The organism is Bradyrhizobium sp. WSM3983, assembly GCF_000473045.1.
Classification (GTDB): Bacteria; Pseudomonadota; Alphaproteobacteria; order Rhizobiales; family Xanthobacteraceae; genus Bradyrhizobium.
In genome coordinates, this window is sequence record NZ_AXAY01000001.1 from 579,661 (window position 1) to 600,170 (window position 20,510).

At 64.9% G+C, this 20,510-nt stretch carries 18 protein-coding genes; 5 read left to right on the plus strand and 13 right to left on the minus strand.

The window, feature by feature from the left end:
- Positions 1–43: 43 nt before the first annotated feature.
- Positions 44–658 (minus strand): (2Fe-2S)-binding protein, encoded by a 615-nt coding sequence (locus YUA_RS0102815; RefSeq protein ID WP_027529288.1) that lies wholly within the window; start codon positions 656–658, stop codon positions 44–46.
- Between the two features lie 169 nt (positions 659–827).
- On the minus strand, positions 828–2,414 hold the full coding sequence (ggt, locus tag YUA_RS0102820; RefSeq protein WP_027529289.1) for a gamma-glutamyltransferase: 1,587 nt from the start codon (positions 2,412–2,414) through the stop codon (positions 828–830).
- Between the two features lie 183 nt (positions 2,415–2,597).
- Between ggt and YUA_RS43380 the strand changes: the two genes are divergently transcribed.
- On the plus strand, positions 2,598–3,365 hold the full coding sequence (locus YUA_RS43380) for a rhodanese-related sulfurtransferase (RefSeq protein ID WP_035970398.1): 768 nt from the start codon (positions 2,598–2,600) through the stop codon (positions 3,363–3,365).
- The gene (locus YUA_RS0102830) at positions 3,355–3,573 is read left to right on the plus strand and encodes a SlyX family protein (RefSeq protein ID WP_027529290.1); all 219 of its coding nucleotides are present in this window, start codon (positions 3,355–3,357) and stop codon (positions 3,571–3,573) included. Before YUA_RS43380 ends, YUA_RS0102830 begins: the two co-directional genes overlap by 11 nt.
- Before the next feature lie 24 nt (positions 3,574–3,597).
- Here the strand turns inward: YUA_RS0102830 and YUA_RS0102835 are convergent, their stop codons facing one another.
- Positions 3,598–5,502, minus strand: coding sequence for a diguanylate cyclase (locus YUA_RS0102835; protein WP_027529291.1), 1,905 nt, complete (start codon positions 5,500–5,502; stop codon positions 3,598–3,600).
- A gap of 166 nt (positions 5,503–5,668) precedes the next feature.
- On the minus strand, positions 5,669–5,884 hold the full coding sequence (locus YUA_RS0102840) for a hypothetical protein (RefSeq protein ID WP_027529292.1): 216 nt from the start codon (positions 5,882–5,884) through the stop codon (positions 5,669–5,671).
- Positions 5,885–5,995: 111 nt separating this feature from the next.
- Here YUA_RS0102840 and hemE point away from each other — a divergent pair, with 111 nt between their 5' ends.
- Positions 5,996–7,030: a uroporphyrinogen decarboxylase gene (gene hemE / locus YUA_RS0102845; RefSeq protein ID WP_027529293.1), complete on the plus strand. Its 1,035-nt coding sequence runs from the start codon at positions 5,996–5,998 to the stop codon at positions 7,028–7,030.
- 306 nt (positions 7,031–7,336) lie between these two features.
- On the opposite strand, the gene hemC is transcribed toward hemE, so the two are convergent.
- The 3 genes from hemC to YUA_RS0102860 form a co-directional block, all read right to left on the minus strand.
- Entirely contained in the window at positions 7,337–8,317 is a 981-nt protein-coding gene (hemC, locus tag YUA_RS0102850; protein ID WP_027529294.1) for a hydroxymethylbilane synthase, read from the minus strand.
- A gap of 25 nt (positions 8,318–8,342) precedes the next feature.
- Positions 8,343–9,968: a GMC family oxidoreductase gene (locus YUA_RS0102855; RefSeq protein ID WP_027529295.1), complete on the minus strand. Its 1,626-nt coding sequence runs from the start codon at positions 9,966–9,968 to the stop codon at positions 8,343–8,345.
- A gap of 116 nt (positions 9,969–10,084) precedes the next feature.
- Positions 10,085–10,675 (minus strand): TetR/AcrR family transcriptional regulator, encoded by a 591-nt coding sequence (locus YUA_RS0102860; protein ID WP_027529296.1) that lies wholly within the window; start codon positions 10,673–10,675, stop codon positions 10,085–10,087.
- A 286-nt stretch (positions 10,676–10,961) separates the two neighbouring features.
- Between YUA_RS0102860 and YUA_RS0102865 the strand changes: the two genes are divergently transcribed.
- Both YUA_RS0102865 and YUA_RS0102870 read left to right on the plus strand, forming a co-directional pair.
- Positions 10,962–11,327 carry a nuclear transport factor 2 family protein gene (locus tag YUA_RS0102865; RefSeq protein ID WP_027529297.1) on the plus strand — a complete coding sequence of 122 codons (366 nt, stop codon included), beginning with the start codon at positions 10,962–10,964 and terminating at the stop codon, positions 11,325–11,327.
- Between the two features lie 336 nt (positions 11,328–11,663).
- Positions 11,664–13,625 carry a bifunctional diguanylate cyclase/phosphodiesterase gene (locus YUA_RS0102870; RefSeq protein WP_027529298.1) on the plus strand — a complete coding sequence of 654 codons (1,962 nt, stop codon included), beginning with the start codon at positions 11,664–11,666 and terminating at the stop codon, positions 13,623–13,625.
- 6 nt (positions 13,626–13,631) lie between these two features.
- On the opposite strand, the gene YUA_RS0102875 is transcribed toward YUA_RS0102870, so the two are convergent.
- The 6 genes from YUA_RS0102875 to YUA_RS0102900 form a co-directional block, all read right to left on the minus strand.
- A complete protein-coding gene (locus tag YUA_RS0102875) occupies positions 13,632–14,612 on the minus strand; it encodes a PDR/VanB family oxidoreductase (protein ID WP_027529299.1) in 981 nt (326 codons plus the stop codon).
- A 7-nt stretch (positions 14,613–14,619) separates the two neighbouring features.
- Complete coding sequence (locus tag YUA_RS0102880) at positions 14,620–15,372, minus strand: GntR family transcriptional regulator (RefSeq protein ID WP_027529300.1); 753 nt, start codon at positions 15,370–15,372, stop codon at positions 14,620–14,622.
- 3 nt (positions 15,373–15,375) lie between these two features.
- Positions 15,376–16,425 (minus strand): aromatic ring-hydroxylating dioxygenase subunit alpha, encoded by a 1,050-nt coding sequence (locus tag YUA_RS0102885; protein WP_027529301.1) that lies wholly within the window; start codon positions 16,423–16,425, stop codon positions 15,376–15,378.
- A gap of 168 nt (positions 16,426–16,593) precedes the next feature.
- A complete protein-coding gene (gene pgm, locus YUA_RS0102890) occupies positions 16,594–18,240 on the minus strand; it encodes a phosphoglucomutase (alpha-D-glucose-1,6-bisphosphate-dependent) (protein ID WP_027529302.1) in 1,647 nt (548 codons plus the stop codon).
- A 202-nt stretch (positions 18,241–18,442) separates the two neighbouring features.
- On the minus strand, positions 18,443–19,327 hold the full coding sequence (locus YUA_RS0102895) for an aldose 1-epimerase family protein (RefSeq protein ID WP_027529303.1): 885 nt from the start codon (positions 19,325–19,327) through the stop codon (positions 18,443–18,445).
- Positions 19,328–19,470: 143 nt separating this feature from the next.
- The coding region (locus tag YUA_RS0102900) for a UDP-glucose/GDP-mannose dehydrogenase family protein (protein ID WP_027529304.1) at positions 19,471–20,510 on the minus strand (1,040 nt) is incomplete at its 5' end.

Here is a 20,510-nt window from a genome sequence, read left to right on the forward strand (position 1 = left end):
GCCAGGGTCTGTCGCCCTCTGATATGAAAACGGTCGCATGCGCCTAACCTTTCATGATCTCGGGCGCGGCCTGCTTCACGGCGGCGACGATGTTGGGATAGGCCGCGCAGCGGCAGATGTTGCCGCTCATGTACTCGCGGATATCGGCGTCGGTGCCGGCATGTCCCTCCTTCACGCAGGCAATCGCCGACATGATCTGGCCGGGCGTGCAATAGCCGCACTGGAAGGCATCGTTGTCGACGAAGGCCTGCTGCATCGGATGCAGACGGTCGTTGGTGGCGAGTCCTTCGATGGTCGTGATCTCCTGACCTTCGGCCGCGAGCGCGAGCGTCAGGCACGACACTACCCGGCGATCGCCGATCAACACCGTGCAGGCGCCGCACTGGCCGTGATCGCAGCCCTTCTTGCTGCCGGTGAGCTTGAGATGCTCACGCAGCGCATCCAGCACCGTGGTGCGTGCGTCGAGGCTGAGGCGCTTGTCCTGGCCGTTCACCCGCAACGTGACGTCGATGGGAAGCGCCGGATCCTGTGGGGCCGGTGCGCTCGCATCTTGCGTGGCGGCCCGCGCGGTCATCGGAACGAGCGCGCTGCCGGCAGCGCCTGCGATGAAAGCACGCCGATGGAATCCGGAGGGTGGGGAACCTGAAGCGTTGGACATAAGCGGCCTCCGCTGCTTGCAAGGAAAGCAGCGCACGCCTGCACCGCTCATCGCCCCTCAACTTTGGGCCGCGAGCTCCGTTCCGAACGAGACGGGACGACGCAGCAGAAGCCGCGTCATCCCATCGTCAACTTTTGCTGATTGGTGCGGGAACTTGTTCCCACGAAGATCAATAGCCGAGCGCGCAGCCATCCTTGCGCGGATCGGAACCGCCGGCGAGCGTGCCCTTGTCCCAGTCGATCCAGATTGCCTGGGCGCCACCGAGCGGGCCGACCACGCTGGTGGTCTTGTGGCCGAGCTTCTTGAGGCCCTCGACGATATCGGCCGGCACGCTGTCCTCGAGCTGGTACTGGCCCTCGTAGTGCAAGCCGCGCGGCATATCGATGGCCTCCTGCACGTCGCAGCCATAGTTGAGGATATTGGTCAGGAGACGGGTCTGGCCGGTCGGCTGGTATTGTCCGCCCATCACTGCGAACGACATCGTGGAACGGCCGCCTTTGGTGAGCAGCCCCGGCATGATCGTGTGCAGCGGACGCTTGCCGCCTTCGATGCAGTTGGGATGGCCTGGCTGGATACGGAAGCCGCCCGCGCGGTTCTGGAACAACACGCCGGTCTTGTTGGAGACGATGGCCGAGCCGAAGGAATGCGCGACCGAGTTGATGAACGAGCAGACGTTGCGGTCCTTGTCCACCACCGTGATGTAGATGGTCGAGGGATTCATCGGGGGCGCGACGTTCGGCAGATCGAGCATGCCGTCCATGCGGATCTTGCTGATGTACTCATCGGCAAAGCCCTTTTCGAGCATCTCGGCGACGTTGATCTTCATATGCTCGGGAGAGGCGACATGCATCTCGCGGTTCATGTAGGCGATGCGCGCGGCTTCGGCCTCGAGGTGGAAGCGCTCAACGCTGAGCGGCGCGTACTTGGTCAGGTCGAAGCGCGACAGGATGTTGAGCATGAGCAGCGCGGTGACGCCCGGGCCGTTCGGCGGGCACTGCCAGACGTCATAGCCCTTGTACATGGTGCCGATCGGCGTCGTCGTCTCGGTGGTGTGCGCGGCGAAATCGTCGAGCGTGTGCAGGCCGCCGATCCCACGCAGGGTCTCGACCATGTCCTCCGCGATCGCGCCCTTGTAGAAAGCGTCGCGGCCATCCTTGGCGATCGCGCGCAGCGTCTTGCCGAGTTCGGCCTGGCGGATGACGTCGCCGGCGACCGGCGGCTTGCCGCCCGGCAACAGGTAACGCACGGTGTTGGTACCGCCCTTCAGCTTCTCGAACTGGTTCTTCCAGTCGAAGGCGATGCGGGGGGCGACGACATAGCCTTCCTCGGCCGCCTTGATCGCGGGCTGGAGCAGCCGGTCGAAACCGAACTTGCCGTGATCGCGCAGCACGGTGGCGAACGCGTCAATCACGCCGGGGATCGAAACCGCATGGGCCGAGGTCAGCGGCACGGAATTGATCTTGCGCTCGAGATACCAGTCGGCATTGGCCGCCCTCGGCGCCCGGCCGGAGCCGTTATAGGCGATGATCTTGCCCTCGCCGCGCGGCTGGATCAGCGCAAAGCAGTCGCCGCCGATGCCGGTCGATTGCGGTTCGATCACGCCGAGCAGGGCCGAACCCGCCACCGCCGCGTCCACCGCCGTGCCGCCCTCGCGCAGCACCTCGATCGCGGCAAGAGATGCCTGCGGATGCGAGGTCGCCACCATCGCGTTGGTGGCGTGGACCGTGGACCTACCGGGGAAGTGGAAGTTTCTCATCGAAGTTCTGCTCTCTCAAACCGTGGGCGCAGATGGCGCGCCATCTAGGAAAAATCGGGCCTTCATGACACATCCCGACCCGTCCGGGCAATGCTGGCATACCAGGGAAATGGCTGCCATTCGCTGGGAATAGAGCTATCGGTTGCGGGTTTTCTGCGCGCCGGCCGCCTGCTAAACGGGCGCATGACTTACAAGGTCTGCGCCTTCTACCAATTCGCCGCCCTGCCCGATTACCGCGAGCTGCGCGAGCCGCTGCGCGCGTTCTGTGCCGGCCTGTCCCTGAGGGGCAGCGTGCTGCTGGCCCAGGAGGGCATCAACGGCACGATTGCGGGCGCGCCCGCGGCGATTGACGCCTTCGCCCACGAACTCGCGCACGGCGCCATGTTCGGCGGCCGCCTGAACAATCTCGAACTGAAGTGCTCGACTGCGGAAGCCATGCCGTTCGGCCGGCTCAAGGTGCGGCTGAAGAAGGAGATCGTCACGCTCGGCGATGCGGCCGCCGATCCGACCCGTCAGGTCGGGATCTATGTCGAGGCCGCCGAATGGAACGCGCTGATCGCCTCGCCCGACACGCTGGTGCTCGACACCCGCAACGCCTTCGAGGTGGCGATGGGCACGTTCGAGGGCGCGGTCGACCCTGACATCAAGAGCTTTGGCCAGTTCAAGGATTTTGCGGCCGAGCAGCTCGATCCCGCGAAACATCGCAGGATCGCGATGTTCTGCACCGGCGGCATCCGCTGCGAGAAGGCGAGCGCGCATCTGGTGGCGCGCGGCTTTGCCGAAGTCTATCACCTCAAGGGCGGTATCCTGAAATATCTTGAACAGGTACCTGAGGCGCAAAGCCGCTGGCGCGGCGAATGCTTCGTGTTCGACGAGCGCGTCGCACTCGGCCATGGCTTACAAGAACTTGGTTTGCGCGAACGGGACAAGGACGCGGCACGTGACGAATGAGATCAAGGCGCTCGCCGAGCGCATCGACACGCTGGAGACGCGTCTTGCCTATCAGGACGATACCATCGAGACGCTGAACCAGACCATCACCGCGCAGTGGAAACAGATCGATGCGCTGGCGCGGAAGATCGCAGAGCTCGGCGAGCGGTTGCAGGAAGCCGAGACGAATGCGCCGGGACCGGCAAACGAGCGCCCGCCGCATTATTGAGCGGAATTACTGACCGGACGGCTTTTACTGACCTGACGCCTTGGCCATCAGGTTCATGACCTCGCCCGACATCATCAGGCGGTCGCGGCCGACATCCTTGGCGGCGTAGAGCGCCCGGTCGGCCGCCTCGACCAGCGATCCCGCGCCCGCGGTGCGCTCGAACGACGGCCGGCAGGCCGCACCACCTACCGAGACGGTGACGCATGGCGCCGCCGGATTGGAGGCATGGACCAGACCTGCATCATGGACGGCGCTGCGGATTCGCTCACCGATCCGGGCACAGCCGGCGGCATCGGTGTTCGGCAGCAGCATGGCGAATTCCTCGCCGCCGTAACGCGCAGCGAGATCGCCGGCCCGCTGCATCTCGGCCGCGATGATCTCTGCGACCACGCGCAAGCAGGCATCGCCCGCGGGATGGCCGTATTCGTCGTTGTAGGCCTTGAAGTGATCGACGTCGATCATCAAGAGGCCGAGGCTTGAGCGGTCGCGATAGGCCCGCGCCCATTCCTCCTTCAGCCGCTCGTCGAAGCGGCGGCGGTTGGCAAGCCCGGTGAGGCTGTCCTCGGTCGCGAGCGTCTCGAGCCGGGTCTCCAGTTTCTTCTGCTCGGTGATGTCGCGCGAGATCGCGACCACGCCGTCGACATTGCCGTTGTCCTTGCGCGTGACGCGCATGGTCGATTCGAGCCAGACCTCGGACTTCTCCCGGTGCACGTTGCGGTAGGTGATGCGTGCTTCGTCAGTGTCGCCACGCTTCATGGCATCGACGATGGCCTGGACGTGCGGCCGGTCCTCCGGATGGATTCCAGCGAGCGCGTCGGTGCCGATCAGCTGATTGGCGCGCCAGCCGACGATACGGTTGGACGACGGCGAGACGTAGCGCAGCCGCTCGTCGAGCCCGATGCGGGTGACCATGTCGCTGGAGCCTTCCGCAAGCAGGCGGAAATGCGCCTCCTTCTCGATCAGCGCCGCCGCCATGTTTTGGCCGCGCTGCAACTGCCGCACCAGCACCGCGCCGATGACAGCGATCAGCATCACCAGCGCGACCACGTACAGCATGCGGGAGATCGCAGCAGCCCGCCATGGCGCGAGCAGCTCGTCCTTGTCGACGGTTGCGAGCAGGACGAGCGGATAGCGGCTGCTGCGTTTGAAGAAGCTGACGCGCTCGGCACCGTCCAGCGTCGACTTGAACTGATAAGCGCCGCTCGGTCGTTGCAGGCTGGGGGCGCGAAATAGCGGCGCGTCGGCGACGCTGCGGCCGACGAATTTTTCGTTGTTCGGGTTGCGCGCGATGATCAGGCCATCGCCGTACATCAGCGCCACGAAGCTGTTGCGACCGATCTCGAACTGCTCGTAGAAATGCGCCAGATATCGAGAGCCGATGGCCGCGAGCACGACGCCGCCGAAGCTGCCGTCGGGCTTGTTGAAGCGGCGCGACAGGGTGACGACCCACTCCCCGTCCACGAGGCTCTTCACGGGGTGGCCGATAAGGGCCTCGCGCTTGGGCGAGAGCTGGTGGTAACGGAAGAACGCATCATCGCTGAGCGTCGAGGCGATCGTGCCGGGCGAGGTCAGCCAGTTGCCCTGGTCGTCGATGATGGCGAGGCTATGGACGCGCTCCATCGCCTTCTTGCGCGTCTCCAGGAGATTGCGCAGCTTCGCGACCGTGACGGGATCGGCGCCATCCATCTCGAGCCGGCTGACGACGCCGACGACGCCGGAATCCAGGAGATCGAGGCTGTCCTCGGCATGTTGCGTCAACGAGCGGGCGACGTTTGCCATCTCGGTTTCGGCGCCCTTGAGCACCGCATCCCGCGCGGCCCACTCACGCCAGCCGCTGATGCCGAGGATCGCCACGCAGGTGAGCACGACGAAAGCCGCCGCGCGCAACGGCAAGCGGCTCCATCCGGCTCTCTGTGAGGCGACGTTCATGCGGCAGAAATCTCCGATAGCCGGAACTTCTGCCGCTTCTCTTATTGAACCCTGAAGCGCGCGCCGGGATTCGCATTCATCTACGGGTTTTCCCGTACTCCTACGGACCGTGGCATCCGCAGATCACTAACGGGGTCTTATCAAGCCTATCGGAAACCGGCGGCCCCTAGCTGAAGATGGACTTAACCTTCTCCCAGAGCGAGGGCCTGTCGGCCTCGGCATCGGCCTTCGACGGCGTCGGCTGCGTGGCGCTCACGGGATCGGAGGCCGGAAAGGTATCTTCCAACCCGGTATCGAGCCTGGCGTGGCGGTCGGCCGCGAGCGCCTCGCGCAAATCGTCGGCGTGCTTGTCGTGCGGCGCGGGATTGAATGTCTGAGCCATGAAATTCCTCCTCCATTTGGCGGGGCAACGCGGCGCATTTGCGCTGGTTCCCCTGTTCCGCTCGGGCCGCGCACGGTGTATCAGGAACCCCAATCTGCATCAGGATCGTTCGTGCCCCAGTCTGCGACAAAGCCATTCATCGACGTGCTCTCCGGCCAACGGCAAGCCGTCCCGCCCATGTGGATGATGCGGCAGGCCGGCCGCTATCTGCCGGAGTATCGTGAGGTGCGCGCCAAGGCGGGCGGCTTCCTCGATCTCTGCTTCAATCCCGAACTCGCCGCCGAAGTCACGCTGCAACCGATCCGCAGGTTCGGCTTCGATGCGGCGATCATCTTCTCCGACATTCTGGTGATCCCCTATGCGCTCGGGCGCTCGGTGCGCTTCGAGGTCGGCGAAGGGCCGCGGCTCGAACCGCTGGATGATCCCGCCAAGGTCGGAACGCTCGCCGCGCATGCCGATTTCGGCAAGCTCAAGCCGGTGTTCGAGGCGCTCAAGCTCGTGCGCAGCACGCTCGACTCAGAGATCGCGCTGATCGGCTTCTGCGGCGCGCCGTGGACGGTGGCGACCTACATGGTCGCGGGCCATGGCACGCCCGATCAGGCGCCGGCGCGGATGATGGCGTATCGGCATCCGGAGGCGTTCGCGAAAATCATTGACGTGCTGGTCGAGAACTCGATTCAATATCTGCTGGCGCAACTCGAAGCCGGCGCCAACGCCCTGCAGATTTTCGACACCTGGGCCGGCGTGCTGCCGCCCGTCGAGTTCGCGCGCTGGTCCGTCGAGCCGACACGGCGCATTGTCGAAGGCGTGCGCGCAAAGGTGCCGGATGCGAAGATCATCGGCTTCCCCCGCGGCGCCGGCGCGCAATTGCCTGGCTATGTCGAGGCGACCGGCGTCAACGCCGTCAGCATCGATTGGACCGCGGAGCCCGCCTTCATCCGCGAGCGCGTGCAGAGCCGCGTCGCGGTGCAGGGCAATCTCGATCCGCTGGCGCTGATCACCGGCGGTGCTGCGCTCGACCGCGCGGCCGACAATGTGCTGGCGAATTTTGCGCAGGGCCGCTTCATCTTCAATCTCGGCCACGGCATCCAGCCGGAGACGCCGATCGCCCATGTCGAGCAGATGCTGAAGCGGGTGCGGGGATAAAAGCTCGCTTGCGGCCCATCCTTCGAGACGCCCGCCGTTGGCGGGCCCTCAGGATGAGGTCGTATTCTGCGGTGGCATTCCGGAGCCTCATGGTGAGGAGCGCCGCCTTACGGCGCGTCTCGAACCTTGAGATTGGGGAAAGCGACTGCCAACAACAAAAACCGCGAAAACAACCCCATGCACAGTAGAAATCATTGAAGGATTTCGCACCGCGCGGATTGGGTGCCTGTCGCACCGGCATTTGACACGTCGGGCAAAACAGGCGCACGATGGCATGATCCCGACGATCGTAACTTCGCAGCCAGGCTAGCGCGGCCGGCTGCGCTCGATGATCTCGGCGGCGCCCTTGTCCAACAGATCCAGTCCGACCGCACGGCCGAGCTCACGCGGGCGATCGGCGGGGCCTGTGCGCGAGGCTTCGATGATGGTGTTGCCGGAGAGATCGAGCACGGATGCCGTGAGCGACATCTGATCGCCCGCGATGGTGGAGAAGCTCGCCACCGGCGAATTGCAGTGGCCGTTGAGCACCCACAGCACCTCGCGCTCGGCATCGGCAGATGCGTGCGCAGCGGGATCGTCGATCGCTGACAGGATTTGTCGCGTTTGCCAGTCCTGCGTCGCGCACTCCACAGCGACGATGCCCTGCCCCGCTGCGGGCAGCATTTCGGCCGCGGTGAACTCGTAGGCGATGCGGCTGGAAAGACCAACGCGGTCGAGGCCCGAACGCGCCATGATCAACGCGTCCGCCGGCCCCACCGCGCCGCCATCCGGCAGGCGCTGCATCTCGCCATTGTCGAGCTTTCGCACCCGCGTGTCGGCGGCACCGCGGAAGTGGATCACCTCCACGTCCGGGAACAATCGCCGTGCATAGGCGGCGCGACGAACGGCGTTGGTGCCGATCTTGAAACCCTTGCCGCGCGACTGGCGTAGCGCCTCGAGTGTGACGCCCTCGCGCAGCACCAGCGCATCGCTGGGCGGATCGCGCGACAGTGTGGCGCCGATGACGAGGCCCGGCGTGTCTTCGTTGCCCGGCATGTCCTTCAGCGAATGCATCGCCGCCTCGAGTTCACCCGACAGCACCGCAGCACGGATCTGCGCGACGAAGGCGCCGCCCTTGCCGCCATGGGGCAAGAGCTTGCTGGTCTGGTCGAGATCGCCGGTGGTGTCGAACTTGACGATCTCGACGTCGAGACCGGGCACGGCGGCGGTCAGGCGGCGCGCAATCTCTTCCGTCTGTGCCAGCGCCATCGCGCTCTTGCGGGTGCCGATCTTGAATCGCGTGGCCAAGTCCAAATCCTCTCAAGACGCGTATTTAACGCGCATCCTCCAATATCATATCGGACGCCTTCTCCGCGATCATGATGATCGGCGCGTTGGTGTTCCCCGAGACGAGGTCCGGCATGATCGAACCGTCGACGACACGCAAGGCTTCGAGCCCCCGCACCTTCAGCCGCTGGTCCACCACCGCGAGCGCGTCGTTGCCCATACGACAGGTCGAGGTCGGATGGTAGATGGTGCTGCCGCGCTCGCGGCAATAATCCAGCAGCTCGGCGTCCGTGGATACCTTCGCCCCGGGATCGTACTCGCTGACCACGAACGGCTTCATCGCCGGCGCATTCAATATTTTGCGCAGGATCTTCAGACCTTCGACGTTGGTGGTGCGATCGGTCTCGGTCGACATGTAGTTGATGCGGATTTCCGGCGGAACGGTCGGGTCGGCACTTCGGATGCGCAAGGAGCCGCGGCTCTCAGGCCGGAGCTGGCACACAGAAGCAGTGAAGCCGGAGAAATCATGCAGCCGCTCGCCCATCTTGTCGGTCGAGAACGGCAGGAAGTGGACCTGGATGTCGGGCGAAGCCAGCCGCGGATTGGTCTTGAAGAACGCACCCGCCGTGCCGGCCGCGATCGTCAGCCAGCCTTTCCGGAACAGCGCATAGCGCGCGCCGGCGAGCGTACGGCGGAGCGGATGGTTGACGGTGTCGTTCAGCGTGATCTTCTGCGAGCAGCGCATCACGATGCGGACCTGCATGTGATCCTGGAGATCGTGGCCGACGCCTTGCGCATCGAGCACGACGTCGATGCCGTGCTTGCGCAGGAGATCGGCAGGCCCGACGCCCGAGAGCTGCAGCAGTTGCGGCGAGTTGTAGGCGCCACTCGACAGCACGATCTCCTTCCGTGCACGCGCCCGGCGCACGGTCGCCCCTTGCCGGTATTCGACGCCGACCGCGCGGCGCCCTTCGAACAGCACGCGCTGTCCAAGCGCCTCGGTTTCGACCTTGAGATTGCTGCGCGTCTTCGCGGGGCCGAGATAGGCCACCGCCGTCGAGGCGCGGCGGCCGTTGCGCGTGGTGGTCTGGAACAGCCCGACGCCTTCCTGCGTGGCGCCGTTGAAATCGGGATTGTAGGGCAGACCGGTCTCGACCGCGGCGTCGATGAAGCCTTTCGACAGCGGATCGGTCACGACCATGTTGGAGACCGGCAGCGGCCCGCCGCTGCCGTGATATTGATCGGCGCCGCGCGTCTGGTTCTCGGCCTTCTTGAAGTAAGGCAGCACATCGTCATAGCCCCAGCCGGCATTGCCGTGCTGGCGCCAGCGATCGTAATCCTCGTGCTGGCCGCGCACATAAAGCAGGCCGTTGATCGAGCTCGATCCGCCGAGCGTCTTTCCACGCGGCTGGAATACCTGGCGCCCCTTCAATTCGGGCTCCGGCTCGGTCTGGTACATCCAGTTGACGGTCTTCTCCTTGAACAGCTTTCCATAACCGAGCGGCACGTGGATCCAGATATTGGAATCTTTCGGGCCGGCCTCGAGCAGCAGCACGCTGTGCTTGCCGTTGGCCGAGAGCCTGTTGGCGAGCACGCAGCCGGCAGAGCCGGCGCCGACGATGATGTAGTCGAACTCGGGATCGGACGACACCAGGACGGAATTTGCGTTCATGCGCTACGCTTCTTCTTGTTGGTGTGGGCGTTTCCGACTTCACCTCTCCCCGACGGGGAGAGGTGATCGCGTTTGGCGCCAGCACCGCCCAAACAACTCATTCTGCACTAGCACAATCATGCGCGCAGACGCAGCGCCTCGACCAGCGACTTGAACGCACGGGCATATTCCGCACCCGCCCTTGCGATATCGGCGCATCCGGCGCAGGCGACCGCGGCTTCCGTCACCGCGCCGAGCAGCAGCCGCGCCAGCGGCTCGACCGGCTGCCTGGCGATGAGGCCAGCCTCCATCGCTACCGAGAGCGCGCGCGGCATCTTGCCGCCAAAGTGCTTTGCGTCGATCTCGCGCCAGCGCTCCCAGCCGAGCACGGCCGGGCCGTCGCGCAAAATGATCTGGCCGGTCGGGCCTTTGGCGGTCGCGGCAAAATAATGCTGGGTGCCGGCGACCATCGCGGCCAGCACGTCCTTCTCGGCCCGCGCGGCGCTGTCGATCTCGACGACGAGATCGCGCGAGACCAGGTCGAACACGGCCTCAAACACCGCCTCCTTGGTTTTGAAGTGATGATAGACCGCGCCCTTGGCGATGCGGGCGCCTTCCGCGATCTCATCCATTGTCGTGGCGGCAAAGCCCTGCGTCCCGAACAGCCGGCGCGCCGACGTCAGGATCGCCTCTGTCGTCGCCGCCCGCCGCTCCGCCTGTTTCGCCATGGATCCTCGTCCGGAGCCGCGGGTTTGCTCGACCTCTCCCGCTTGCGGGAGAGGTCGGCGCGAAGCGCCAGGTGAGGGTTCTCTCCTCTTTGGGGTTCTTCATCGCGGAGATACCCCCACCCTAGCCCTCCCCCGCAAGCGGGAGAGGGAGTTGACCTTCTTCGCGGACGCACCTCGATTTGATCAAGTGAAGCTCTAATCCAATTCGGTGCAGGCGGCCAGTTGACTTTTCGACTATCAGTCGGTATTTACCGACCAATAGTCGGTTTTAATCGAAAGGTGCGCCATGCCGAGCCGTGACATCGTCGAAGCCTTTGCGAAGCGCCTGGAGGACGGGGATTTCCTCGGCGCGATCGAGCAGTTCTGTACGCCCGATGCAGCCACCTACGAGAACAACGCCGCGCCGACGATCGGCCGCGACAAGCTCGTTGCCAAGGAGCGCGGCGTGCTGGCGGCCTCCAAGGAGGTCAAGGCCGTCCGCGTCGGGCCGAGCCTGATCGAGGGCGACCATGTCGCGACGCGCTGGACCTTCAGCTTCACAAATGCCGAAGGTGTCGTCCGAACGCTGGACGAGATTGCGTGGCAGACCTGGCGCGGCGATCGGTTGATCGAGGAGCGGTTCTATTACGACCCGAAGCAGCTGGGACGGTAAACCGCTTCCGCGACGGTGGTGTCATCGCCCGGCTCGACCGGTTGAAACCGCCCAGTATTCCGAGACAGCAGTGATCGAATCGATGGGCCGCGGCGTACTAGATCCCCGCCTGCGCGGGGCATGACAGCGGAGGTGATAGCGAACATTCGCCCACCGTTACAGCCGTAACCCGAGGCGCCGCATTTGTATCGAATTGTTATCGATACTCGCGATCGAACACGCAGAAGTGGTCGCGGCGACCGCGGCAATCGGGGATAATTCATAGTTCGTCAAAGGTTTGCGGCGAATTCTCCGGATCGAGCCGGACAAACGGCCCATGCTGCTGCAGGCTCTCGAATGCGGACTCAACTGACCAATTATATCGCTCGGTTGTTTGCCGGCGATCTGTCAGCCTTTGGCGGTCCTGCAACCGACGAAGCCGTCGCCGGCCATATCCGCGCCGAACAGATGTCACTGGTGCTCGGCTATTCGGTCGGCATCATGCTCGCCAATGCCTGCAACGCCGCCGTGCTTGCGGTCGCGCTGCGGCACTCGCCGGACTGGGCGTTCGCGCTCGGCTGGACGGTGGTTGTCGCCGGTGCTGCGATCGCATTCGGCCTGCAATCCCATTTGTCGCGCCGGATCACAAAGCCGCAATTCGTCTCGCGCCGCGCCATGCACAGGCTGGTGCGCAACGCATTCATGCTCGGTGCCGCCTGGGGCATCGTGCCCGTCGCCTTCTTCGCCAACGCCTCCACCGGCGGTCAACTCGTCATCACCTGCCTCTGCTCGGGCATGCTGGCCGGCGGCGCGCTGGCCTTCGCGACCATCCCGATCGCGGCGATTGCCTTTACGACTCCGATCTTCATCGGCATCGCGATCTGCCTCGGCCAGGACGGCGATCCCGCCTATGTGCTGATGGCGGTGCTGGTGGTGGTCTACGGGACCGTGTTGCTGCGCGCCGTGTTCGTCAATTCCTTCGTCTTCGCGCGGCGCGTGATACGGCAGATCGAGGCAGACCGCACGGTGCGACAGGACCCGCTGACGCAGCTGCCCAACCGCGTCGCCTTCAACGAGACGCTCGATGGCGCGCTCAAGCGCCTCGCTTTGTCCGGCGAGGAATTCGCCGTGCTGCTGCTCGACCTCGATCGCTTCAAGGAGGTCAACGACCGCTTCGGCCATCCTGGCGGTGACGAATTCCTGGTCCAGGTCGCAAGCCGGCTGCAACGCTGCACCCGCGCGGCCGAGCATGTCGCGCGCATCGGCGGCGACGAGTTCGCGCTGGTGATGGCCAATCTGGTTCGTCCCGAGGATGCGCTGGGGATCGCCGAGCGCTTCGTCGCGGCCTTCACCGAGCCGTTCCTGATCGAGGGCTGCGAGATCTCGGGTGAGACCAGCGTCGGCATCGTGCTTGCGCCACGCGACGGCAACACGCCGCTCGACATCATGAAGAACGCCGACGCCGCGCTCTATCGCGCCAAGAAGGCCGGGCCGGGCACGGTCTGCTTCTTCGAGGAAGCCGACGACAAGGCCTCGCGCGACCGCAAAGCGTTGCAGACGGATCTGGCCGGCGCCGTCGCGCGCGACGAGCTGTTTCTGGTGTTCCAGCCGTTCCTCGATCTCGGCGAAAACCGCATCACCGGCTTCGAGGCCTTGCTGCGCTGGCAGCATCCCTCGCGCGGACTGGTGCCGCCGAGCGAGTTCATCCCGATCGCCGAAGAGACCGGGCTGATTCACGAGATCGGTGAATGGGTCATCCGCCGCGCCTGCGCGACGCTGGCAGACTGGCCGGAGAACATCCGGGTCGCCGTGAATTTCTCGGCGGCACAGTTCCACAACACCGGCGTTCTCCAGACCATCGTGCAGGCGCTGGCCGACGCCAAGGTCGCGCCGCATCGGCTCGAAATCGAGATCACGGAATCGATGCTGCTGTCGAAATACGGTTCGGCCGCCTCGATCCTGAACGCGCTGCTGGAGCTCGGTGCCACGGTGGCGCTGGACGATTTCGGCACCGGCTTCTCGTCGCTGACCTATTTACGCAAACTGCCGTTCAGCCGCATCAAGATCGACCAGTCCTTCATCCGCGACATGCTGGTGCAGCCGGACTGCGCGGCGATCGTGAAATCGGTGATCTCGCTGGCGCGCGACCTCAACATCGACGTCGTCGCCGAAGGCGTCGAGACTGCCGACCAGCTCGAATATCTACGCCAGATCAGTTGCGACGAAGTGCAGGGTTATCTGATCGGCCGGCCGGTGTCGGCGGTGGGCGTGCAGGCGCTGCTCAACTCGAAGAAGCTTCGGGCGATTTTCGCGGCGTAGGCGCGCTCAGACCGCATCCGCACGCAGCAGCGTATCCACCGTGATGGTCCCTCGCGCGCGGGAGACGCAGGTGCAGATCTTTTCGTTACTTTGCTTCTGATGGTCGCTGAAAAAGACATCGCGATGGTCGATCTCGCCGTCGACAGCGACGACGTCGATGGCACAAAGGCCGCATTCGCCGCGCTTGCAGTCGTACATCACCTCGTGGCCGCTGGCGTTGAGCACATCGAGCATCGAGCGCTCGCGGGGGATTTCGAGCTCGACGTCGGAGCCCTTCAGGCGCACGCGAAAGGTTTCGGTCGGCAGCGTGCCGCTCGAGCCGAAGGTCTCGTAGCGGAGATCGGCGAGCGGATGGCCGGCGCCGATCCAGGCATGGCGGGCGGCATCGAGCATGCGCATCGGGCCGCAGAACAGCGCCAGCGTGCCTTTCGGTAGCGAAGCGAATAGCGCGTCGAGGTCGAGCCGCTTGTCTTCGTCGCTGGCATGGACGACCAGGCGGTCACCGAGCAAGTTCGCGAGATCATCGAGATAGGCGGCATCAGCGCGCCCGCGCACGGCATAATGTAGCCGGACATCAGAGCCGCGCCGCGCCAGCGCCTGCGCGGCGCCCAGGATCGGGGTGATGCCGATACCGCCGGCGATCAGGCAATAGTTGTCCCGCGCCCAGTCGACTGCGACGAGCGAGGCGGGCCGCGTGATGTCGAGCCTTGCGCCCGGCGCCAGCTGCCACATATAGCGCGAGCCGCCGCGGGAATCCTCGGCGCGGCGCACCGCAATTCTAAAGCCGCGCGGCGAGGCTTCACCGACCAGCGAATAGGACCGTGTCTCCGGCAGGCCGTCGATGGTGACGCTGACTTTGATGTGGCTGCCGACTGGATAGGCGGCGCCGTCGAACTGATCGGGCCGGATCAGGAATTCGCGGATGCCGGGCGAGAGATCGCGGGTCGAGACCAGCGTGGCCGGAATCCAGGTTTCGATGAAGCGCATGGTGCCCTCAATCGGCTGCGGTCTTGATCAGCGCGAGCGCCGGCAAGAGGTCGAGATGGGTCCGGTTGCGCAGCGCGAGGCGGAGGTTTCGTACCGCAAGCCGGGCATGCTCCCGCATCACGGCCTCGGCACGCGCGCCTTCGCGATTTTCGATGGCGTCGATCACGACGCGATGATGCTCCTGCCCGATGATCAGGATCTGCTGCGCCTCCGGCAATGCCGACTGCGCCATCACAAAGCCGCTGGGCGAGGCGAACGGTAGCGCCGAGGCACGGTCGATCTGCCGGATCAAAGGCGGGCTGCGCGAGAGTTCCGTGAGCAGCGCGTGGAAGCGCGCATTCAGCGTGACATAGGACGAGAAGGCCTCGATCGAGATCGGCACCTGACGCAGCAATTCGTCGATTGCCGCAAGACATTCCTTGAGCGGCTCGAGCTCGCGCGCGGAGACGCCGCGCTCGGCAGCGAAGCGCGCGGCCAGCCCCTCCAGCGTGCCGCGCAGCTCGATGGAATCGGAGATATCGCGCTCGGAAAATGCCTTCACCATGAAGCCGCCGGAGGGAATCGCCTCCAGCAGGCCCTCCTCCTCCAGCCGCACCAGCGCCATGCGCACCGGCGTGCGCGAGGCGCCCGTGGTCTCCACCGCCTGCAGCTCGGAGATGCGCTCGCCCGGACGCAAGGCGCCCGACAGGATCTGGTCGCGCAGCGCGAGCTGCGCCTTCACGGTCTGCGAGACGGAGCGATCGACCTCACGCTCGGCCATGCTCTACTCCGCGGCCTGGAGATGCTGCGGCGGATTCTCCTTCGCCATCATCTTGTCGATCAGCTTGCGCGTCCACATCGCGCCGGCGTCGATGTTGAGGTTGTAGAAGATGCGATCCGGGTTCTCGTCCATCGCGCGCTGCTGCGCTTCGAGGATCAACTCGTCCTCGTGGAAAATGCCGGAGACGCCCTCGCGGATTTCGGTGGTGATGCGCTGCTCGCCGATCTGGTAGTTGCGGACAAAAGCCCAGAAATAATAGCAGGTCTTCTCGGTCTCCGGCGTGATGGTGTTGAGCACGAAGCCGTTGACGCCCTGCGAGCGGTCGCCTTCCGGCGCGCCGGTACCGGTCGGCGCCACGCCGACGTCAATCGCGACGGTGCACGGCGCCTCGAAGCGGATGATCTGCCAGCGGTCGACCAGACCGGACTTGCCGAGCTGCTTGGCCCAGAACGGCGGCGCCTCGATGCCGCGCATCCAGCGCGTCACCGTCACCGTCTTCTCGCCATGGGTGACGTCGAACGGCGCTTCCGCAACAGCGTCATTTCCGATCGAAGAGCCGTGCACAAAAGTCTCGTGGGTGAGGTCCATGAGATTGTCGAGCACGAGGCGGTAGTCGCAATTGACGCGGATGGTCTTGCCGTCGCCCGCCCAGGCCGGATCGTGATTCCAGTGCATGTCGGGCACGAGTGCGGGATCGGCGAGCGCGGGGTCGCCCATCCAGAGCCAGATGTAGCGGTGGCGCTCGACCACGGGATAGGCGCGCACGCAGGCCGACGGATTGATGGTGTCCTGCGAGGGCATGAAGGTGCAGCGGCCCTGCGCGTTGTATTTCAGGCCGTGATAGCCGCACACGACGGTGTCACCTTCGAGCCGGCCCTTGGACAACGGCACCAGCCGGTGCCAGCAGGCATCCTCCAGCGCGGTCACCGAGCCATCGGCCTTGCGGTACATCACGATGTGCTTGCCGCAGATCGTCCGCGGCAACAGTGCCGGCTTCACCTCCGCGTCCCAGGCGGCGGCGTACCAGGCGTTCATGGGGAAGGGTTTTGTCACCGGACGATCTCCCTGGGCTTATGAATACGTTATGTATACAATAACGGGGAGACGGAATTGTTCAAGGGCAATTTTTGCGTAGCATAATACCTCTTATCGGCCTAATGTATACATAAAGGAAGGTGACGGTCGCCCTCCCCTGGAGGGGTAAGGCGCCCCGCGCACCCCTTACGCCCCGAACACCTTCTTCAACCCCGCCTGGGCCTCTTCCTGAATCCGCTTCAGGTGCTCGGTGCTCCTAAAACTCTCCGCGTAGATCTTGTAGACGTCCTCGGTGCCCGACGGCCTCGCCGCGAACCAGCCGAAATCGGTCTCGACCTTGATGCCGCCAAAGGGCTGGCCATTGCCGGGCGCCTTGCTCAACGTGGCGCGGACGGGATCGCCGGCGAGATCCTTCAGGCCGAGCTGCTCCGGCGTGACGGATTTCAAAATGTTCTTCTGCGGCGTCGTGGCGCCGACGTCGATGCGCGCGTAGTACGGCACGCCGAGCTCGGCGGTGAGGTCGTTGAAGAGCTGGCTCGGATCGCGGCCGGTCTTGGCCATGATCTCGGCGGCGAGCAGGCCGAGGATGATGCCGTCCTTGTCGGTGGTCCACACCGTGCCGTCGCGGCGCAGGTACGAGGCCCCTGCACTCTCCTCGCCGCCGAAGCCGAAGCCGCCCGTGATGAGCCCGTCGACGAACCATTTGAAGCCGACCGGCGTCTCCACCAGCTTGCGACCGAGCTTCCTGGCGACACGGTCGATGATCGAACTCGACACCACGGTCTTGCCGATCGCAGCACCCCCGCCCCAGTTCGGCCGGTGCGCGAACAGATAGGAGATCGCGGTCGCGAGATAATGGTTTGGATTCATCAGCCCGCCGGTGCGCGTGACGATGCCGTGGCGGTCGGCGTCAGTGTCGTTGGCAAAGGCGACGTCAAAACGGTCGCGCATCGCGATCAGGCTCGCCATCGCGTATGGCGAGGAGCAGTCCATGCGGACCTTGCCGTCCCAATCCACCGTCATGAAGCGGAAGGTGGGATCGATCGCCTCGTTCACGACGGTGGCCTTGAGGCCGTAGCGCTCGATGATCGGATGCCAGTAATGCACGGCCGCGCCGCCGAGCGGATCGATGCCGATATTGATGCCGGCGGATTTGACGAGGTCGAGATCGACGACATTGCCGAGATCGGCGACGTAAGGCGTGATGTAGTCGTAAGCGTGGACGGTCGACGATTTCAGCGCCCTGGCGTAGTCGATGCGCTTCACGCCCTTCAGGCCGTCGGCGAGATAGGCGTTGGCGCGCTTTTCGACCACGCCGGTGACATCCGTATCAGCCGGGCCGCCATGCGGCGGATTGTATTTATAGCCGCCGTCCTCCGGCGGATTGTGCGACGGCGTGACGACGACGCCATCAGCCAGACCCGAGGTGCGGCCTTTGTTGTAGGTGAGAATCGCGTGCGAGATCACCGGCGTCGGCGTGTAGCCGCCGTCCTTGTCGATCATGATTTCGACGCCGTTGGCCGCGAATACCTCGACGGCACTGGCGAGCGCAGGCTCGGCCAGCGCATGGGTGTCGATGCCGATGAAGAGCGGACCGGTCAGCCCCTTTTCCTGTCTGTAGTCGCAGATGGCCTGCGTAGTCGCGAGGATGTGGCCCTCGTTAAAACTGTTCTTGAGCGAGGTGCCGCGATGGCCCGATGTTCCGAACGCCACCCGCTGCGCCGGGTCCGCCGCATCCGGTCTGTTGGCGAAATAGGCCGTCACGAGCCGCGGAATGTTGGCGAGCACGTCCGGCGAAACCGGCTTGCCCGCCGCGGGATGAACATCAGCCACTGAAATATCCTCGTCCTGTCGTACAGAGATTGCGAGGCGCACCATAGCATCGGCCGGGCCCGCGCCAAACCACAACACGCGCGTCGGGGTAGCCGTTCCCTGGGGTGTTTATTCCGTCATCCTTGTATGGGGAGTGAGTTGTCAGGAGAGCGCGGGTCCCGTCGTGCTCGGCGAGGACCTCACACGCATTGAGGTGTGAGAGCTAGGACGTTCCCACCTCGACCCGGAACGACAACTGCTCCTCTGCCCCGGGTGCGATGTGCATCAGGCCCGGCTTGTCGGTGAACTCGCCGTCGAAGTCTTTGGGGCTGGCATAGCCGCGCCAGGGTTCGATGCAAAGGAACGGCGCGCCTGATGGTTTCGACCAGACACCGAGTTCGCGAAAGCCGCGCCAGGACATATTGAGCCAGGGCCCGGCGCCATGCCCGGCGGCGTAGCGGACCGCATGGCTGTTGACGGGATCGAGGATGACGGCGTCGTTGGCGAACAGAGCTTCCGACAAAGGAAGCACAGTGCCTCGGACGGGGCTCGGATCCGTTGCCGCGAGCAGGAGTCCGCCCTCCACACGGCGAACCGGAGACGGCTCCCCGTTCGTGAACGTCAGTGCGTAGCTCTCCTTCGGCACTCCAGCCTGAAGCGGCCAGTTGAAAGCCGGATGGCCACCGAGCGACATCGGCAATGTCTCCTTGCCGGTGTTGATGACCGTGAGCGAGAGATCGAGACCTGACTCGTCGAGCGCATAGGCCGCCGTCAGCCGAAACGCGAACGGATAGAGCGCGCGCGTCGCCTCGCTGTCCTCGAGCACGAGCGCGCACCGGCTTTCGCCACGCTCCGCCCAGACAAAACGGCTGTCGCGTGCAAAGCCGTGCTGGGTCATCCGGTAGGTCTTGCCCCGGTGCCGCATTTCGTCATTGGCGAGACGCCCGACGATCGGAAACAGCAACGGTGCATGGCGCGCCCACGCGGGACCTGCCTGCCAGACGAATTCGGTGCCGTCCTTGTGCTTGAGCGAGCACATCTCGGCGCCGTGCGCCTTGATGGTCGCGGTGAGGGGGCCGCTGCGGAGCGTGTGGGTGTCGTCGGTCATGGCAGTCTCCATCACAGCAGCGAGGCCGGGGGCCCGAAGGACTGTCGCCTCATGTGAGCAGACCATACCGCATTGAAAACGATTTCGCTCGCCTCGGGACGAGGCGAGCGAAAAACCGCAAAGCTCAGCGGCGCATTGCCGTGCTAGGCTTGCGACGAGCGTCCCACGCTTTCATAGACGAAGCCGGCCGCGGCCATCTCCTCGGGACGATAGATATTGCGGAGATCGACGACGATGGGCTGCGCCATGGTCGCCTTCAGCCGGTCGAGATCGAGCGCGCGGAACTGCACCCATTCGGTGACGATGACGAGCGCGTCGGCGCCTTGCGCGCAGGAATAAGCGTCCTCGCAATAGGTGATGCTGGGCAGCTCGCCCTTGGCCTGCTCCATGCCGACCGGGTCGAACGCCTTCACCTTCGCGCCCATGTCGAGAAGGCCGGTCACAAGCGGAATCGACGGCGCATCGCGCATGTCGTCAGTGTCGGGCTTGAAGGTGAGACCGAGCACGGCGATNGTCTTGCCGCGCAGCGAGCCGCCGAGCGCCTGGCTTACTTTCCGCGCCATCGCACGCTTGCGGTTCTCGTTGACGGCGAGCACGGATTCGACGATGCGCAAGCTTACGTCGTAATCCTGCGCGATCTTGATCAGCGCCTTGGTGTCCTTCGGGAAGCAGGAGCCGCCGAAGCCGGGGCCGGCATGCAGGAACTTGGTGCCGATGCGGTTGTCCAGCCCAATGCCGCGCGCGACTTCCTGGACGTTGGCGCCGACCTTTTCCGAGAGATCCGCGATCTCGTTGATGAAGGTGATCTTGGTCGCGAGGAACGCGTTCGCGGCGTATTTGATCATCTCGGCGGTGCGGCGCGCCGTGAACATCAGCGGCGCCTGGTTCAGCGACAGCGGGCGATAGACATCGCCCATCACCTTGCGGCCGCGCTCGTCGGACGTGCCGACGACGACGCGATCGGGATACTTGAAGTCGCGGATCGCNGCGCCCTCGCGCAGGAATTCGGGGTTGGAGGCGACGACGACGTCGGCCTTGGGGTTGGCCTCGCGGATGATGCGCTCGACCTCGTCACCGGTGCCGACCGGCACGGTCGACTTGGTCACCACGACGGTGAAGCCGGACAGCGACTGCGCGATCTCTTTCGCGGCAGCGTAGACGTAGGAGAGATCGGCATGGCCGT

Bases quoted from the DNA above. Each gene is read 5' to 3' on its own strand.
- YUA_RS0102855 (WP_027529295.1), bottom strand. From the start codon at position 9,968: ATGAACGCAAATTCCGTCCTGGTGTCGTCCGATCCCGAGTTCGACTAC.
- YUA_RS0102840 (WP_027529292.1), bottom strand. From the start codon at position 5,884: ATGGCTCAGACATTCAATCCCGCGCCGCACGACAAGCACGCCGACGAT.
- YUA_RS0102870 (WP_027529298.1), top strand. From the start codon at position 11,664: ATGCGGACTCAACTGACCAATTATATCGCTCGGTTGTTTGCCGGCGAT.
- YUA_RS0102815 (WP_027529288.1), bottom strand. From the start codon at position 658: ATGTCCAACGCTTCAGGTTCCCCACCCTCCGGATTCCATCGGCGTGCT.
- YUA_RS0102875 (WP_027529299.1), bottom strand. From the start codon at position 14,612: ATGCGCTTCATCGAAACCTGGATTCCGGCCACGCTGGTCTCGACCCGC.
- YUA_RS43380 (WP_035970398.1), top strand. From the start codon at position 2,598: ATGACTTACAAGGTCTGCGCCTTCTACCAATTCGCCGCCCTGCCCGAT.
- YUA_RS0102880 (WP_027529300.1), bottom strand. From the start codon at position 15,372: ATGGCCGAGCGTGAGGTCGATCGCTCCGTCTCGCAGACCGTGAAGGCG.
- YUA_RS0102865 (WP_027529297.1), top strand. From the start codon at position 10,962: ATGCCGAGCCGTGACATCGTCGAAGCCTTTGCGAAGCGCCTGGAGGAC.
- YUA_RS0102835 (WP_027529291.1), bottom strand. From the start codon at position 5,502: ATGAACGTCGCCTCACAGAGAGCCGGATGGAGCCGCTTGCCGTTGCGC.
- YUA_RS0102860 (WP_027529296.1), bottom strand. From the start codon at position 10,675: ATGGCGAAACAGGCGGAGCGGCGGGCGGCGACGACAGAGGCGATCCTG.
- ggt (WP_027529289.1), bottom strand. From the start codon at position 2,414: ATGAGAAACTTCCACTTCCCCGGTAGGTCCACGGTCCACGCCACCAAC.
- YUA_RS0102895 (WP_027529303.1), bottom strand. From the start codon at position 19,327: ATGACCGACGACACCCACACGCTCCGCAGCGGCCCCCTCACCGCGACC.